Annotated in this window: 16 protein-coding genes and 3 riboswitches; of the genes, 2 read left to right on the top strand and 14 right to left on the bottom strand. The window is 48.8% G+C overall.

Annotation, left to right across the window (positions count from 1 at the left end):
- The first annotated feature begins 83 nt into the window (after nt 1-83).
- Nucleotides 84-545 (top strand): DinB family protein, encoded by a 462-nt coding sequence (locus tag AB1K83_RS14380; protein ID WP_413058905.1) that lies wholly within the window; start codon nt 84-86, stop codon nt 543-545.
- A 247-nt stretch (nt 546-792) separates the two neighbouring features.
- On the opposite strand, the gene cobA is transcribed toward AB1K83_RS14380, so the two are convergent.
- The 13 genes from cobA to AB1K83_RS14315 all read right to left on the bottom strand — a co-directional run bounded on the left by cobA (nt 793) and on the right by AB1K83_RS14315 (nt 13,655).
- Nucleotides 793-1,560 (bottom strand): uroporphyrinogen-III C-methyltransferase, encoded by a 768-nt coding sequence (gene cobA, locus AB1K83_RS14375; RefSeq protein WP_413058904.1) that lies wholly within the window; start codon nt 1,558-1,560, stop codon nt 793-795.
- Nucleotides 1,506-2,657: a cobalt-precorrin 5A hydrolase gene (locus tag AB1K83_RS14370; protein ID WP_413058903.1), complete on the bottom strand. Its 1,152-nt coding sequence runs from the start codon at nt 2,655-2,657 to the stop codon at nt 1,506-1,508. Before AB1K83_RS14370 ends, cobA begins: the two co-directional genes overlap by 55 nt.
- Nucleotides 2,650-3,444 carry a precorrin-4 C(11)-methyltransferase gene (gene cobM / locus AB1K83_RS14365; RefSeq protein ID WP_413058902.1) on the bottom strand — a complete coding sequence of 265 codons (795 nt, stop codon included), beginning with the start codon at nt 3,442-3,444 and terminating at the stop codon, nt 2,650-2,652. Before cobM ends, AB1K83_RS14370 begins: the two co-directional genes overlap by 8 nt.
- Nucleotides 3,445-3,457: 13 nt before the next feature.
- Nucleotides 3,458-4,162, bottom strand: a complete 705-nt coding sequence (gene cobI / locus AB1K83_RS14360; protein WP_413058901.1) for a precorrin-2 C(20)-methyltransferase — start codon at nt 4,160-4,162, stop codon at nt 3,458-3,460.
- Complete coding sequence (gene cbiE, locus AB1K83_RS14355; protein WP_413058900.1) at nt 4,156-5,376, bottom strand: precorrin-6y C5,15-methyltransferase (decarboxylating) subunit CbiE; 1,221 nt, start codon at nt 5,374-5,376, stop codon at nt 4,156-4,158. Before cbiE ends, cobI begins: the two co-directional genes overlap by 7 nt.
- The gene (locus AB1K83_RS14350; RefSeq protein WP_413058899.1) at nt 5,357-6,505 is read right to left on the bottom strand and encodes a cobalt-precorrin-5B (C(1))-methyltransferase; all 1,149 of its coding nucleotides are present in this window, start codon (nt 6,503-6,505) and stop codon (nt 5,357-5,359) included. The genes cbiE and AB1K83_RS14350 overlap by 20 nt, the downstream gene beginning before the upstream one ends.
- Entirely contained in the window at nt 6,471-7,121 is a 651-nt protein-coding gene (locus tag AB1K83_RS14345; protein ID WP_413058898.1) for a precorrin-8X methylmutase, read from the bottom strand. Before AB1K83_RS14345 ends, AB1K83_RS14350 begins: the two co-directional genes overlap by 35 nt.
- On the bottom strand, nt 7,122-7,892 hold the full coding sequence (gene cobK, locus AB1K83_RS14340) for a precorrin-6A reductase (protein ID WP_413058897.1): 771 nt from the start codon (nt 7,890-7,892) through the stop codon (nt 7,122-7,124).
- A complete protein-coding gene (locus AB1K83_RS14335) occupies nt 7,889-8,779 on the bottom strand; it encodes a sirohydrochlorin chelatase (protein WP_413058896.1) in 891 nt (296 codons plus the stop codon). Before AB1K83_RS14335 ends, cobK begins: the two co-directional genes overlap by 4 nt.
- A 14-nt stretch (nt 8,780-8,793) precedes the next feature.
- Nucleotides 8,794-10,425 (bottom strand): precorrin-3B C(17)-methyltransferase, encoded by a 1,632-nt coding sequence (cobJ, locus tag AB1K83_RS14330; RefSeq protein WP_413058895.1) that lies wholly within the window; start codon nt 10,423-10,425, stop codon nt 8,794-8,796.
- Nucleotides 10,426-10,561: 136 nt separating this feature from the next.
- Nucleotides 10,562-10,740: riboswitch (cobalamin riboswitch) on the bottom strand.
- Between the two features lie 69 nt (nt 10,741-10,809).
- A complete protein-coding gene (locus tag AB1K83_RS14325) occupies nt 10,810-11,592 on the bottom strand; it encodes an ABC transporter ATP-binding protein (RefSeq protein ID WP_413058894.1) in 783 nt (260 codons plus the stop codon).
- Entirely contained in the window at nt 11,589-12,677 is a 1,089-nt protein-coding gene (locus AB1K83_RS14320) for a FecCD family ABC transporter permease (protein WP_413058893.1), read from the bottom strand. Before AB1K83_RS14320 ends, AB1K83_RS14325 begins: the two co-directional genes overlap by 4 nt.
- A gap of 30 nt (nt 12,678-12,707) precedes the next feature.
- A complete protein-coding gene (locus AB1K83_RS14315) occupies nt 12,708-13,655 on the bottom strand; it encodes an ABC transporter substrate-binding protein (RefSeq protein WP_413058892.1) in 948 nt (315 codons plus the stop codon).
- A 168-nt stretch (nt 13,656-13,823) separates the two neighbouring features.
- A riboswitch (cobalamin riboswitch) is annotated at nt 13,824-14,005 on the bottom strand.
- A gap of 129 nt (nt 14,006-14,134) precedes the next feature.
- A riboswitch (cobalamin riboswitch) is annotated at nt 14,135-14,319 on the top strand.
- A gap of 323 nt (nt 14,320-14,642) precedes the next feature.
- On the opposite strand from AB1K83_RS14315, the gene AB1K83_RS14310 reads away from it, so the two are divergent.
- On the top strand, nt 14,643-15,029 hold the full coding sequence (locus AB1K83_RS14310; protein WP_413058891.1) for a (2Fe-2S) ferredoxin domain-containing protein: 387 nt from the start codon (nt 14,643-14,645) through the stop codon (nt 15,027-15,029).
- 61 nt (nt 15,030-15,090) lie between these two features.
- Here the strand turns inward: AB1K83_RS14310 and AB1K83_RS14305 are convergent, their stop codons facing one another.
- Nucleotides 15,091-16,086, bottom strand: coding sequence for a M28 family peptidase (locus AB1K83_RS14305; protein ID WP_413058890.1), 996 nt, complete (start codon nt 16,084-16,086; stop codon nt 15,091-15,093).
- Nucleotides 16,087-16,815: the final 729 nt, after the last annotated feature.

The following is a 16,815-nucleotide window of genomic DNA, read 5'->3' as shown; positions in this document are numbered from 1 at the left end:
AGAACTACGCGACAAAGCGCCATTTGCTTTTATTCTCTCCCAACTTGCGATAAAGTGATAGTAAGAAAAGGGGGAAGATTCAAATGTCTACTTTAAAACAATTGAGCTTTGCCAGAATGTATACGTTGGGTCAAATCAAGGCATCGCCCGAAGCGTCATGGGATGTCCAACCGGAAGGATTCAGCAATACGATCCGCTGGAACATCGGCCATATCTACGCAGTGATGGAGAGCTTCATTTCCAAAGCGGTTCCTGGCTATGAAATTGTCCATCCGGAGTGGCTTCCATTATTTGTACCGGGGTCTAGTCCGGCGAAATGGGAGACGGAAGCGCCATCCAATAAGGAATTATGGGATGCGTTGAAAGAGCAGGAGCAGCGGGTGACTTCCGCGTTGGAAGGAAAGTTGAACGATGCGTTACCTGAACCAGTGCAAATTCGCGACCATAAGATGGAAACGGTCGATGCGCTCGTCCAATTTACCGTATGGCATGAAGGTGTACATGCGGGTGTCATTTCTGGATTGAATCGCGTCGTAGCAAAGTAACTCATATAACAGACTGTCTTAAATGAATCTAGAGACGGTCTTTTTTTCATTATTGAACTATGGATTTCATTCGATAAGGGGTTGCTTGGCAACCAGGTTTGATCCCAAAGTCCCGAATTGAGAATAAAATAGTGAACTTGACGGATATCCTTCCCGAAGTGACGGATAAATCCAAGAAAGTGACGGATAACTCATAAGAAGTGAAGGATATTCGTCATCAAGCTATGAAGAATGCAAAAAGCCGCCCTCAGTGGACGGCTTTTTCTGATTCGGTTTCAAACCATTGGATCGTGTCGCGCAAATTGACGACGGTGCCGACGACGATGATGGCAGGGTGGGTAATGGCTGCTTCCACGGCGATGGCTTCGATCGTTTCCAATGTCCCCGTCACGGTGCGCTGCTTTTCCAACGTTCCCCATTCAATGAGGGCTACTGGCGTTGTTCTATCTTTTCCGTGCTCGACCAGCTGACCACAAATATAGGACAGATTTTGCACACCCATATAGAAGACTAGCGTGTCAATCCCCGTTGCATAGGCTTTCCATTTTTCCTCTACAAAATTGCCTTCGTGCAGATGGCCGGTGATCATAGCGAATGAAGAGCCATGTTCCCGGTGGGTCACGGGAATGCCCGCGAACATTGGGGCTGCGATTCCTGCAGTGACACCGGGAACGATTTCATAAGGAATCCCGGCTTGTTTCAAAACGGCGGCTTCTTCGCCGACCCGTCCGAAAACAGCGGGATCACCGCCTTTTAGCCGAGTGACGGTCAGTCCCTGTGCGGCTTTTTCAACAAGTAAGTCATTGATTTCCTCTTGCCGTAACGTGTGGTGTTTCGGCAGCTTTCCGCAATAAATAAGCTCCGCGTCCGGTTTCGCATGCTCCAGTAACTTCGCGTTCGCCAATCGATCGTAAACAATGACATCCGCTTGCTGAATACATTCCAGTCCGCGTACCGTGATCAGTTTGACATGGCCGGGTCCTGCGCCGACGAGATAGACTTGTCCTGTTGCCATTTCGGTTCCCTCCCATCAAATGTTTGCCGAGCAATCGATATCGTGACATTGCCGCTTTTCTTCTTTTCCAAGATCAATGTATCCGCTTTGGCCGACTGCTTCGCCGCGGGTTCACTGACGCCATACGCGCCCGTAAATTTAAACACCGTTTCGGACGGATTTTCGATTGGAACGGCATTCAATTCTTCTGGTGTATAGTAGGTGAATTCAAAGCCGTATTTCTTGCAGACTTCCAACAGTCCCACTTCATCCTTTTTCAAATCAATGGTCGAAATCCCTTTGACGGATTGGATGGAAAGCTGAAGTTCCTGTAAGGTAGATAAAATCACTTCCTCAATTTCCTCGGCGGACGTCCCCCGATTACAGCCAATTCCAAGGTGAAGAGACTTCGGCCGATAGACGACGCCATTTTGTAAGAGGGGAGAAGCGATATGTTCCGGGATGATCCGGTCCGTAATAACGAGCGCTCCCTTGAATTCCTTTGTCAACGCCTCTTCACAGGAGTCGACGATTTGGATATGCGTAGGAATCGCCCGCTCATGTTTCCACCAATTCTGTTCTCCAGCCTCTTGGACCACGACAAGCGGCTCTTCATTCACAACAGACGCACTGGCGGTGACGATATGGGTTTCGTCCTCGATCTTCCAACCGAAATCCCGTCCGAAAATATCGACAGGAATTGTCTTTTGGACGTCGGAAGCAGTCGTGATGATGGGCAGGGCGCCGAGTTTTTCCGCCACAATATTCGTTAGATCATTCGCACCGCCGACGTGACCGGAGAGAACGCTGATTGCAAATTGGCCCCGGTCGTCGACGCAGACAACGGCTGGATCGACTTTTTTATTTTTCATGATGGGTCCGATCATCCGCACCATCGCACCTAAGGAAATGACCGAGACGATGCCGTCATATTTGGCGAACATGTCCGGCAATAAAAGGCGGATCGAGCCGTCAAATAAAGTGAAACCTTTTTCCTCTTCATCTCCGTAAGCGAATTTCCTCATATAATATACATCGGCTGTGGGCATTTTCTCTTTCAATTCCCGGATCAGCTGGACGCCATGTTTCGTGATGGCGACGAGGACGACATTATCCATCAACCACCACTCCTTTGCGGAATCCGTGCGTAAAGGTTTTATCATACAGCTTTGATTCATAGCCGCCTTGCTCTACGAGTTTCGGATCGACCGCTGGGCTGATAATGACCATCGCCTGCTTGGTGATCCGGTTGGCGCGCATGTCTTCATCGACTTTGTCGAGCGTCGTCCGGATAATGATTTCATCCGGCCACGTCGCTTTGTAGACGACGAGCACCGGGGCATCCTCCGCCCAGCCGGCTTCATAGAAGGATTTGACGACTTTCTTGATAAGTGTGGCGCTGAGGAATAAAGAGACGGTGCAATGGTGCTTCGCCAAGTCAACGAGCTGTTCTTTTTCCGGAACCGGTGTCCGTCCTTCTGCACGTGTCAAGATGACCGTCTGCGTCAGTTCTGGCACGGTGAGCTCGACACCCGCACGTGCAGCCGATGCGAATACGGAACTGACGCCTGGAATCACTTCATATGAAACATCACGGTGAAACAGTTTGCTCATCTGTTCCAAGATCGCCCCGTAAATGGCGGGATCTCCCGTATGGATGCGAGCTACGCTTTTTCCTTCCTCGACGGCGCCCGCCATGATATCAATCTGTTCCTCTAACGCCATGCCGGCACTTTTCAGTACGAGGGCGCCATCTTTCGTTTCGTCCATGAGCTTTTCATTAACGAGTGAGTCGGTGAACAGGACGACATCCGCGGTTTGCAGTAACTTCAGACCTTTTACGGTGATCAATTCGGGGTCTCCCGGTCCAGCACCGATAAAATAGACTTTCGATTCGATATTCAAATGGATTCCCTCCTTACTTCCGAACGAGCATGAGCGATAGGTAGTTTAGTTCGGCTGTTTTTAATTCACGGACATCATGCCAGACATGTTCTTCGCTCGATGTCACTTTTGTTGTGACAACGGCTTTATCGACTAAGTCCATTTCTTCCAGCAGGTCAATCATTTCCGGCAGCACTTTTGCTACTTTCAAAAAGGCGACGGCATCATGGTCGAGTAGTGCTTTTCTCATCTGCTCGCGGTCTTCGGTCGCGGGGATGATGGCAAACCATTCATCGCCGTCCGCCAACGGCATCTTGAAACGGGAAGCTGCTGCGTTAACGGACGAAATGCCAGGGACGGAGATGCACTCCACCTCCGGATACAACTGTCCCATCCGGCGCATGAGGTGCATGAATGTGCTATACAGCATCGTGTCGCCTTCCGTCACGAACGCCACGTCTTTTCCTTCCTTGACCTTTTCGTACACTTGATTGGCAACGTTTGTCCATTCCGTCTCCAAAATGTCCTGTTCCCGGGTCATTGGGAAGACGAGGGGGAGCATTTCCTTTTCGGCCGGATTGATATAGTGGTCGATGATTTGCTGGGCATAGCTCTTGCTGCCTCTCCGTGCCTTCGGGAATGCGACAATATCGGCCTCTTTCATCACCCGATAGGCTTTGACGGTAATGAGTTCCGGATCGCCGGGACCTACGCCGACACCAATTACTTTTCCTAGCATTGTGCTGTCTCCTTCCGCTTTGCTTGAATAATATAGACAGGGTTCAATCCCTCAAAGCGTGTCATATGTAAAATCGGTTTGCTGCGTGAAATTTGCGCAAGTGTGATGTTGACGGCAAATCCTTCCGATTCGAACGCCTTCACCGCGTTGTGCAGGTTTTCGATTGTCACCGCATTCAGGACGATGGTGCCATCCGCTTTCAGCCGGTTGCAACAGATGTGGAGCAGTTCGTTCATCTCGCCACCCGAGCCGCCGATGAAAACGGCATCCGGATTGGGGAATTCATCGAGACGCTCCGGCGCTTTTCCGTGGACCAGTGTGACATCGGTGCGGAATTTCGAGAAGTTTTCCCGACAATTGTCCATGTCGGCTTCATTTTTCTCAATGGCAAAGACGGCGCCATCTCGGCAAATTTTCGCCGCTTCAATTGAAACGGAACCAGTGCAGGCGCCGATATCCCAAACGGTGCTCTCCCGCGTCAGTTGCAGTTCTCCGATACTAAGCACCCGGATCTCTTTTTTTGTAATCAATCCTTTATCGGGTTTCCGTTGTTTGAATTCGGTATCCGGAATGCCGAGCGGCCAGACAGGGGCTTCTTTTACACGCTTTAGAATGACGACGTTCAGCGGATTCGCTTCATAGTCGAGAAGTTCATGTAAATCAAACCAGCCGACTTTTTCATCGGGTCCGCCAACCGCTTCCGCAACGAATGCAACATACTCATCCATTCCGAACGAGAGGAGATAACGGGCGATCGCTTGCGGACTGTTATTGTGGTCCGTCAACAGGCATACTTTCGGCTGGCCATCGATTTTCTGGGCAAGGCCTGTCATCGGACGACCATGAACGCTGAGGAAAAGGCTGTCTTGCCAAGATTCTCCCATGCGGCTGAACGCTTCCTGAATGGAACTTAACGCCGGATAGATCTCGATGTGCTCGAGTTTATTCGCCAAGTAACCGCCGATCCCATAAAATAATGGATCACCGGATGCCAAGACGACGGTTTCTTTGTCGTCCTTCTGCAAATTGGCAACCACCGTGGAAAGCCCGCCGGTTACGGATAACTTCTCTCCTGCATAGTCGGGGAAGAAGGCGAGTTGCCGGTCTCCGCCGACGAGCCGTTCACTTTGTTCGATCCATGTTTTGTAGATAGGCAATAGGGAGTCTTGTCCTGCCTCGCCAATGCCGATCACTTTAATCGCTTTCTTCGCCACGATAACTCTCCCTTCCTAAAATTTCTTTCTTCATCGAAATGACAATCACTTCCACTTCCAAACCACCGCCTACTTCGTCATAGCAATGTTTCGCGATGCGCTGGAGCAATAAAGTGAAGAATTTCGTATTGCCTGCTGCCTTGACGATGTCTCCGACTTGGGACGCAGTGTTTGCATGGCGAGCCTCTTCGACAAGTTCCGGCGGCAAGCCCGCTTGTTCCACAAGATCGGCTAAAAAGTTAAAATCGACGGGTGCACTTTTGGAATGAACCATCATGACCCCTTGCGCCACCTTTGAAAATTTCCCCATCATCCCGACGAGCGTCACTTTTTTCATCTTCCGGGCTTTGCATTGCTTCATCGTGAAGCCGATGAAATCACCCATTTCGATAAACGCGTCTTCTTGTAAATGGGGATGGAATTCAATAGCGAAATTTTCACTTCTGCCTCCGGTACAAGCAACGACTTCCGTACAGCCGTTTTCTTTTGCAACATTAATCGCTTGAGCGATGCTGGCACGGAAAGCGGCCGTCGAAAAGGGGACGACGGTTCCCCGTGTTCCGAGAATGGAAATGCCGCCAATGATACCGAGCCGGCTATTCAATGTTTTTTTGGCAATTTCCTCGCCGTCCGGAACGGAAATGACGATTTTGATGCCCCGTTCGATTCCGTATTCATCTAAAATTTCCTGTGCGGCCCGAAGAATCATCCGTCTTGGAACGGGGTTGATGGCCGCTTCTCCTACGGGAACGGGGAGGCCTGGCTTCGTCACTCGTCCGACACCGATTCCGCCGTCCAGTTCGATGCCGGGTGCGTCATTCCAGGAAACGGTTGAAATGATCCGGGCGAGATGCGTTGCATCCGGGTCGTCTCCGGCATCTTTGATAATTTCCGCAGAAACCGATTGCGTGCCGAGCGAGAGTTTATCCATCGTAAAAGGGACCGTATCGCCAATCGGCAGGGTGACAGTCACCTTTAGAATTGGCTCCTGAAGAATGAGGGAAAGAAGAGCTGCTTTCGTCGCTGCCGTGGAATTGGTACCGGTCGTATAGCCGTGCCGAAGTTCTTTCTTCTCTTCCGTTTGCTTCTTCATGTCAATCGAGTTGGGTCGCCATGAGCGAAATGGCATTGACCGCCGCAACGGTGACAGGGCTGCCGCCTTTTCGACCAATGTTCGTAATGAATGGGATATCGAGTTTCGCCAATTCGGCTTTGGATTCTTCGGCAGATACAAAGCCGACGGGCATTCCGACGACAAGTCCGGGGCGCGCTTCTCCATTTTTCACGAGACGAATTAATTCCAGCAGGGCAGTCGGGGCATTGCCGATAGCAAAAATGCCGCCTTCCGCTTCTTTCACCGCTTTCTGCATGGAGATGATCGCCCGGGTCAAGTTCTGTTTTTTTGCTTCTGCCATGACATCCGGATCCGAAATATAGACACGGACATCTCCGCCATATTTCTCAATCCGCGGTTTGCTCACGCCGACTTGCACCATCTGGACATCCGCGACCAGCGGTTTCCCATTTCGAATCGCTTCGATGCCGGCACGGATCGCATCTGGATGGAATACAAGGCTTCTTCCCAATTCGAAATCGGCAGAAGCATGGATGACACGTTGGACGACTGGGTATTGCTCCGGTGTAAAAGGGTGCTCCCCAAGTTCGTCCGTTATCATTTGAAAGCTCAATTCCTCAATTTCCCGCGGTTGGATCGTCACCGGTTTAAATTCTGTTTGAAAATCCATTTAACTCTCCTCCAATGTCGTTTGTAGCTGTTCCATAAGCGGGTCGAATGAAGAATAGACTTGGCCATAATCAATTTTCGGACGGCGGATCATGATGACGGGAATGCCAAGTTCTAGGGCAGCTTCCACCTTTTCATCCACCGACCCGACTTTTCCGCTTTCTTTCGTCACCATCAAGGTCACGTCGAATTGTTGATAGAGCGCCCGGTTCAATTCATAAGAGAAAGGGCCTTGGATGGCGACGATGTTTTTTTGTTCGACGCCTAGCGCTGCGCATTTTTCCATATTGTCCAAACGGGGGAGCATCCGAGCGATGAGGCGGACACCGTCCACACCGACCAATTTCTCAGTGAATGTCGCCAGCGTTTTGCTTCCCGTAGTGAGCATGATGTTGCCTTTTCTCTCTAATGCGACTTCGGCTGCTTCCTCGTAAGATGCAACGGAGATAACCCGATCATCATACTGATCGATTTGTTCGCGTTCATATCGGAAGTAGGGGACTTCTGCGTTTGTCGCAGCCGCCATCGCGTTTTTAGAAGCCTCTTCCGCGAAAGGGTGGCTGGCGTCTACGATGGCTTTCATATGTTCCTTCTGGATAATCGCGACCATCTCATCAGCAGTCAGCCTTCCGATATGGACACGGAGACCCGCTTCCAAGAGGGCGTAACTTGCATTTTCCGTCACTATCGTTGTGAGGGGATCATAACCTTTTTCTTTCAGTTCGATCGCCAATTCCCGGGCATCACTCGTTCCCGCTAAAAACAGGATCAAGGGGTGACCTCCTCGTGGACATGATGATGGTGATGATGTCCATGTCCATGGTCATGATCATGGTCGTGATGGTGGTGATGATGAACGTCCATATGCTCTAGCGCGTGTAGACGGAACTCGCAGACATCACAGTTCAATTTGGCTGCGCCAAGCAACGCTTCTTCGGCACGGTCTTGGAACACATCTTTCACTTCGTCCCGGAAGCCGAAATAATCGGTCATATGCAGCTGATGGGATGGATAATGTTCTTTCAGTGCAGCAAACTTATCGTGCATCCGATTCATCAGGACACCTGTGAAAAATAAATAAGGGACAAGGAAAACCTGTTTAGCCCCTAAAGCAATGGACCGGGCAACGCCTTCTTCCACGGTCGGTTTTGTCACACCAATAAAAGCCGATTCGACGGGTAAGTGCTCAAAACGCTCGGATAATAAGCGTCCGATTTTATATAAATCACTGTTGGCATCGGAATCGCTGGAACCGCGGCCGATGAGCAGGATGATGGCATCTTCCACTTCGTTCGTCAGCCCTTGCTCACGCAAACTGTTTTCCAACATGTCGATAATCCGGTTATGAATGCCGACAGGGCGTCCATAAGTGAATGTAACAGCCGGATATTTGACTTTCGCTTCATCGATGGCAGCTGGGATATGCAGTTTCGAATGGCCCGCAGCCAAGAACATCATTGGAATGAGGCTGACGGAAGTCGCTCCGCGCTCGATGCAGCGGTCAATGCCTTGTGAAATGTCCGGCGCTGCAAATTCCAGATAACAAGTTTCGATGATCGGTTCCGAGAAGCGAGGTTTGATTTGATCCACAAATTGGCGGATTTCCTCATTTCCATTTGGATCCTTGCTGCCATGACCGACAAATAAGATTGCTTTCATATTGTTTTCCTCCGTTAACAAAGATCCGGTTCCAGGACGACTAATGTTGGTACTTCCTGGTACGGGTATCCTTGGATATTTTGTACACGCTTAAAGAATTTATAGAATCGCTCGTTCGGCAATCCTTCGTTCCGGAATTGTTCGACGATGGCCACGATGAGAGGGACGAGCTTTTCAGGCTCCAATCCTTCGACAACTGGAACGCCTGTATGCGCATTGCGTCCCATCGCTTTCGCTCCGAGAAAGACATCGAACTTCTTCCGACGATAGACGATGCCGATATCTTCTGCCACGGCTCCGTAGCACGCCATGCCGCAGCCGTTGAATCCGATTTTCAATTCTTTGGGAACACTGAGTCCGCCGAGCTTGTCGCGTAATTCTACTGCGTAGGGAATCGGGTCTTGCTTGTCTCCGTCACAAAAATCGCAAGCTTTCACTTTCACAACATTACCGGCAGGGGCGAGCAGCCATCCTTCTTTTTTTAATTTGGATGTGATCTCTTCCGGGTTTTCCGTTTGCAATGAAATTTTGAATTCATGATCCGGAGTATATTCGATTTCTCCCGCCTCACCGACAATTGCTGCCAAAGCGGTGAGCTGGCTTGGAGACATTTTTTTATTGGCCACGCCGGGTGATACGGTGAATTCGAAAAGGCGGTGTTCTTGGAAAAGGGAGCTGACTTTATCCGGTGTCGTTCCGTCCAATTGAGCGAGTGCTTGCTCGGCCAATTCCAAAACGTTGTTGATTTCCGGTTCGGTTTGAATGATTTCAGTTTTTTTTTCTTCTAGGATAGGGGCTTCCTCTTTTTCGCCGCCGTGCAGCGCCCATGGCTCGTTCTCTTCTTTCAGGCGTTGGTGTGGTTTCAACGGCTGTTTTTCTTCACCTAGCGTATATTTGCGTTGGTATCCGCGCGGCGTGATGATTTTCCCGTCATACAGGAAGGTCGTGCTGTTGCCAATGATGACGGTCGTCAACATGCCAATATCATGTTCTAGCATATGTTCCAAGTCTGTAATCACAATGTCTTGCCGCTCCCGGTAAGCACTTTTGACAAGGCCGACGGGGGTCTGGGGCGACCGGTATTGCAACAGGATTTTTTGAGTTTCTTCGATCTGCCGTGTCCTTCTTCCGCTTTTCGGATTGTAGAGGGCAATGACAAAGTCAGCCATCGCTGCTGCTTCCACCCGTTTTTTAATCCATTCCCAAGGTGTCAAATGGTCGCTGAGGCTAATCGTGCATGAATCATGCATGACCGGTGCGCCGAGAAGGGAAGCGCATGCTTGGATTGCAGAAACGCCCGGGACAACTTCCAGTTCGACGCCGGTCTCTTCGTTCCATCCTTGTTCGACGAGCACTTCGTAAATGAGGCCAGCCATGCCATAGACCCCGGCATCCCCGCTCGATATGACCGCGACGGTATGGCCCGCTTCCGCCAATTTCACGGCTTCCTGTGCGCGTCCCACTTCTTCCGTCATTCCAGTACTGACAATTTTCTGATCGGGCGTCAGCAGATGGCGGATCAGCTCGACGTACGTCTTATAGCCGATAATAATATCGCATTCCGCAAAAGCATCCCGTGCCCGCTGTGTCATATGGAGCTCATGACCAGGGCCAAAACCGATTGCTATCAACTTACCTTTCTTCATATTGCATCCTCCTTTGTGAATAAAAGAAACAAAAAAAGCATTTCTAACCGGAAAAGGTTAGAAATGCTTTCGTTTTCGACAGATGGACAGTGCGAAACCGTGCAGATCTAACACTTCCCCATCTCCCCGTAGGTCTAGCAGTGCTGTTAGAAAAGGCAGGTCTCCTGACTTATGGTCATCGTTTTCCGCTCCTTCCCGTCTGAGACAGTGGATTCTGCGGAAAACTACCAAATTACAGTGGCGGGACCGTGCCGGATTTTCACCGGACTTCCCTTTTAAGCGCAACTAAGGCGCACCTTTTCCCGTTCATATGAAATTTAGTGAACTTGTAAACTATAACCAGTATTCATAACTTTATCGCAATTGTCAACCTACCTTAGGAAATTAAACGCAGCGGGTCGGAAATGCAGAAAGGTAGGTGATGCGGATGTGGCCGGTCTTCGCATGCCGTTCAATTTCCGCATTCACTTGAAAAACCGTAGCTAACATTTCTTTGGTCAACACTTCTTTGGGCGTCCCGAAACGGACGATTTGTCCATCATGCACCACGTAAATACGATTGCAATATGTAGCAGCGATATTTAAATCATGTAAAGCAGCAATTACGGTCAACTGAAGGCTTTTGGCCAAATCCATCACTTGCAGTTGGTGATGAATGTCGAGATGGTTGGTCGGTTCATCCAAGATTAAGATTTTGGCTTGCTGGGAAATGGCTCTGGCGATGAGGACGCGCTGCTTCTCTCCACCCGATAGTGTGGCAAATCCCCGTTCTCTTTTATCGATAAGCCCGACTTGCATCAGTGCATGATCGACGATGTCCTTATCCGACCGGCTATCCAAGTCGAACCATTTTTTATGGGGAGCCCTTCCCATCAGCACCATTTCCTCGACGGTAAAGTCGAATGACAATGCTCCTTCTTGGCTGACTACCGCCATTTGCTTTGCCAAGCCTCTTGCCGATAGGGAGGAAATATCCCGGTCATCGATGCTAATATTTCCGCTTTGATGGGGGAGGGCGCGATAAATCGATTTCAAGATCGTGGATTTCCCGCTGCCATTCGGACCAATGATGCCGACGAATTCGCCCTCTTGGACGTCTATCGAAATGTGACGGGTAATTGGGACTTGATTGATACAGGTTGTCAAATTATCTAAAAGAACAGTCATGATCCATCACCTCCAAAGGAATAATCACTTTTTCTCAATAGCCAGATGAAGAAAGGTCCGCCACATACCGCTGTAATGATGCCGATCGGTAGTTCTTCGGGCGCAACCGCTATCCGGGCAAACACATCTGCCCAGATGATGAAGATGGCGCCCACCAATGCGCTGACCGGCAACACTTTCCGATGATCCGCTCCAATGACCAGCCGGACGAGGTGCGGAATCATTAATCCGACAAAGCCGATTGCTCCGCTGACTGCAACGATAACTCCCGTCAATAGGGCCGTCACCACGATCAGCTCTTTCCTGAACCGATGTACGCTGATTCCAAGTGTGCCTGCTGTTTCTTCACCGAGCAACAATAAGTTGAGGGCGCGAAACCGGGTCAATAAGTATAGTAGACCGACAAGGACTGCCGTAGTCGGGATGAATAAATAACTCCATTTGGCTCCTGCCAGACTCCCCATCATCCAGAACATCGCATTCCGGATCCCTTGTTCATTGGGTGCAGAAATGACGATGAAACTGGTCACCGCTGATAAAATCATCGAGACAACCACCCCGGCCAAGAGGAGTCGGGTCGTTGTCAGGCGGCCTCCCACATGCGCGATGAAATAAACGAAAATGATGGAGAGTAAGGCGCCGCCGAAAGCGGCTATAGAAAGTGCATATTGGCCAAAGATGCTAAACGCCCCGAATAAAATAACGACAGTGGCCCCGACTGAAGCGCCCGAGGAAACGCCCAATATATAAGGGTCTGCCAAGGAATTTCGGACGAGTGCTTGAATTCCGACTCCGACTACCGCAAGCCCGGCTCCTACGACTGCGCCAAGTAGCACACGGGGGAGGCGGATATCCCAGATAATCCGTTCTTCGGGACGACCCCAGTCTATATCAAATAATGGGGAGGGGAGTGGCAATTGATTCAGCACAATCTTCCATACAGTCAGAGGGTGGATGGAAACTGGTCCGATAATGACGGCGAAGGTGATGGAGACGAGCATGAGCAAGAAAAGGACGACAAAGATCGGCACGACGGCGACGGTCTTTTGGCACCCTCCTTTTTTAAGGCGATTCTCTTGTAACATGGGACTCGCTCCTATCCGGTTCTATCCTGCTTAGTTTGATTGATGGTAAAATCCTTTGACTAGTGTGTCGAGTGCCATTGGAATCCGTACTCCTTCCGCGGCTGCAGAAAGGGGGACGATGACGAAGTGCTGATTTTGGATGGCAGTCGTGTCGGCCAACATGGATACACTGTTCAAAAAGTCGATTTTCTGATCGACGGATGTATCGCCATAGTCGATGATGACAATAATTTCGGGATTCCGTTCCACGACTTTTTCCCAACTGACTTCGCCCCAATTCTTGTCGAGGTCGTTAAAAATATTGGTGCCGCCCGCCATCGTAATCAGTTCGTTCAAGAAATTCTGTCCGACGGTGAACGCCGAAGTGTCTCCGCTATCGAATACAAAAACGCGTTTCTTGTCATCGGAAGGAGGGATGGTTTTCTTAATGTCGTCAATTTGTTGCTTCATATCGGCAATCAACTGAGCAGAGCGATCCTCGACGCGGAAGATCTTCCCGATATTTTCAATGTCTGTGAAAATATCATCCAAAGTAGGACCAACGATGGTAGAAGATTGGTGCAAGTAAGGAATGATCCCTTGGTCCAATAATTCTGCTTGTGTCCCTAGGCTATCTTCTTTGAATGCACTGGCCCAGCCGGCATAAGCAAAATCAGGATCTGCTCCGACAAACACCTCTTTGGAAGGATAGGTATCCGAAAGAACTTCGATCTTTTCATAAGCCGCTTGGTATTCGGGCAAAATTTCATCATCGAGGTAAGCCGTTCCGACCATATGATCCTCCAGCCCGAGTGCCAACATGATTTCCGTGACATGCTGGTTAAGCGTGATCGCTCGTTGCGGAACCTCGCCGATCGGGAGCGCTACCCCGTTATTTTCGATGGAAAGCGACTCTTGTTTGGCGGAAGCGGATTCCTTATCCACACAGCCGCCAACCAGCAGCAATAGCAGCAATCCTAAAATACTTAATTTTTTCATCCTTGTAGTCTCCTTGTTCTGTTCTGCAATTGCCGCAATGAAAGATCACGTACCAGAGGAAATAAAAAACGCCTCTAACCGAAAAAGGGTTAGAAGCGCAAATTTATCCATGCAAAAAGAATGGTTAGCAAATTAGCTTTCTAACACTTCCCCATTTCCCGTAGGTCAAGCAGTGTCGCTAGAAAAGGCAGGTCTCCTGACTTATGGCCATGGCTTTCCGCTCCTTCCCATCTTGACAGACAGTGGATGTTGCGGAAAACGGCCAAATTACAGTGGCGGGACCGTGCCGGTTTTACACCGGGCTTCCCTTTTAAACACGATGATCGTGTACCTTTTCCCATATCGTTTATTCGGTTTGGCAATCTATCAACAGTATTCATAACTGTGGATCAATTGTCAATACCAAAAAAATGAAGCTTGCGTTTTTATAAACAATACGGCTATAATAAATCCAATTCATCGAGACCCATTAAAAATTGAATAATAAAGAGATGTCAGGCGCTAATCCATAGCTTAATAGGGAATCCGGTTCAATGCCGGAACTGTCCCCGCAACTGTAAGTGTCGACGAAATGAGGATCACCCACTGTGCCGCGTTGCATGGGAAGGGCTCAAAGTAGGAAGAAGCACAAGTCAGGAGACCTACCTGACATCTCGAAGATTCCAATCTCCGGGGGGTGAGAGTCGGGACGATCCTGTTTTGCAGGCATGGATTATTATCTGTGCAAAAGTGTATAGGTTCGTTTGGCAGGCCCTTTTCCGATGGAGGAATAGGGTTTTTTTGTTTGGTCGGAAAGTCGTTGGAGACGTTTTAGAGCGGTTGATTGCGGCCGGCTGCAGTTTGCTTGCATATAAGACGGAATTGCTTGCGCTCATGGACTGTTTGGCTGCATTCGCTTGAAGGATATTTGCACAAAACTCGATTTGCTTGCAAGTAAGGTCTTTTATCCTAGTGGCAAGATAGATGAATTACGGGGAGGAAATGAAAATGGCAACATGGGATTTATCGACAACCTGCGCACATGTGTTAATTTGCAACGGTTCGAGTTGTTTGAAGAAGCAGGGGGAAGAAATGACAGTAGCCATCCGGGAAGCTTTGACGGAGCAAGGATTGGACGACCGGGTGCATACGGCGCGGACAAGATGCCAAGGCCGGTGCAAAGACGCGCCGACCGTCATCGTCTATCCGGAAGGGACCTGGTATCAGAAACTGACGACGGAAGAGGCGGGCCCTTTGGCAGCGGCGATCGGCAAGGGGGAGAGGCTATTGGAAAAGGTAAGTCATACGTTCAATGGGCTGGGGTTCGACCGGCATAATGACGCACCGGTCGGGATCAAAAAAACGGAAGAGAAATTGAAGGCTGTATCAAAATAGGTGCCAGGCACCCGAACATTCATGTTTGTTTGGGTGCCTGGCACTTTAATTAGCAATTTAATTACAACGGTCGGTTTTCAAATGGTGGTTCTACGGGTTGCGGCGCGACATTTGAGTTTTCAAGGGCTGGTGTCTGTTTCCGTGCAAGTTGATAAAGAGCAGCGGACACAGTTTTCGCAACGTTTTCCATTCTTTCTTTGCTGATTTTATCGATAGTATCTGTTGGTTTGTGGTAGTCCGGCTCAAGCGGTGCGTAGGAAAACACAGCTGACGGAATGCCGGCATCATGGAACGGTTGATGATCGCTTCGACCAACCTTCCCGTAAGTCAGTAGGTCGTAAACTCTTAAACTCGCGGATGCGCCTGTATTGGTAATGATATTTCTTTCGCCATCCACAGTAAACATAATCATTTCGCCTGCATTTTTACTGCCAACCATGTCAAAGTTAAACATACCTACCGAGCGCGACTTTTCATCTTCAGTTAAGGTGGATACATAATGTCTGGATCCTAATAAACCAAATTCCTCGGCACCGAACGTCAAGAAGCGAATCTCTGTTGTTGTTGGCATGTTACTGATGACTCGAGCAATCTCAAGATTCACTCCAACACCGGACGCATTATCACTTGCGCCAGGTGATCCAGGAACGGAGTCGTGGTGGGAACCAAGATAAAGAATTTCCCCTGTTGCGTGATTTTTATGTGGTTTTTTAGTCGCAATGACATTATGGGACGTAAATGTTACGAGCTCACCATCAATCCGTCTTTGAAATTCGAAAGGCTGAATCTCCACATCCAAGCCATATGATTCATACTGGGATACGACATAGTCAACAGCTTGTCTTTCTCCTTCCGTCCCAGCAACGCGAATACCGATGTCCACAGATAACTTATGCACATGATCATAAATCTGTTCTTTATCAATCTTTTTAACGATTTGATTGTCCATAGCTTGCGAGGCTTGCTGATTCGGTGGAGCAGCATTCGCCGAAGCAGGCAAAAATACGAAAGCCACAGCCACAAGTAAAGACAAAAGCAACTTCGAAAACTTCTTCATCTAATTCCCTCCAATTATTATGATAGACAAGCACCTAACTTAGTAGGTATATTCAATCTACCATAAATCAAATTTTCAGAAAGATGAGAAAAGTAGTGGGAGTTTTATGCGAATGATATTAATAATGCTCAACCACTTTAAAATTACAGGAGGAATAGACTCTTAACAGGTGCGAATATTCCACTAAAAGGAAAGCCGGTGGTCCTATTTATCGATATATAGGAAAGTGACCTGTTTATCGGTAGGTTAACATTTTAACATTGCGCCTATTGCGGAAAAAAGCAGTAACTATTGTTTTCACGGTACTAGAAAAGTGCAATTACAGAAATTCCCAAATGCTCCCCGATAAAAGAAGGGCCAAATCCATCATGGTGTCAAATATGAACGGATGCTCGAAGTTATGATCGCTTGCGAAGAAGTATGAGGTTGCTCGGAGTTATGATCGCTTGCGTAGAAATATGATCGTTTGTTCGAAGTTATGATCACTTGCGAAGAAGTATGAGCGTTTGTCTGGAGTTATGATCGCTAGTAAAGAAATATGAGCGTTTGTCTGAAGTTATGATCGCTTGCGAGGAAGTATGAGCGGTTGCAACCAGGATGCCAGATTAAGTCCATATAATTGTGTAAATAGGAAAAGGCCTTTTCCATCCCTTGTGATAAAATGTTTTCAACCACGATAAACATTTGGAGGAATGGAAAATGGCCCAACTTAATTTTAACCTAGACATG

Origin of the sequence: Sporosarcina sp. 179-K 3D1 HS (genome assembly GCF_047228905.1) — a bacterium.
Classification (GTDB): Bacteria; Bacillota; Bacilli; order Bacillales_A; family Planococcaceae; genus Sporosarcina.
Note: the sequence above shows the minus strand (reverse complement) of the source record. Positions and strands in the feature narration are given on the sequence as shown.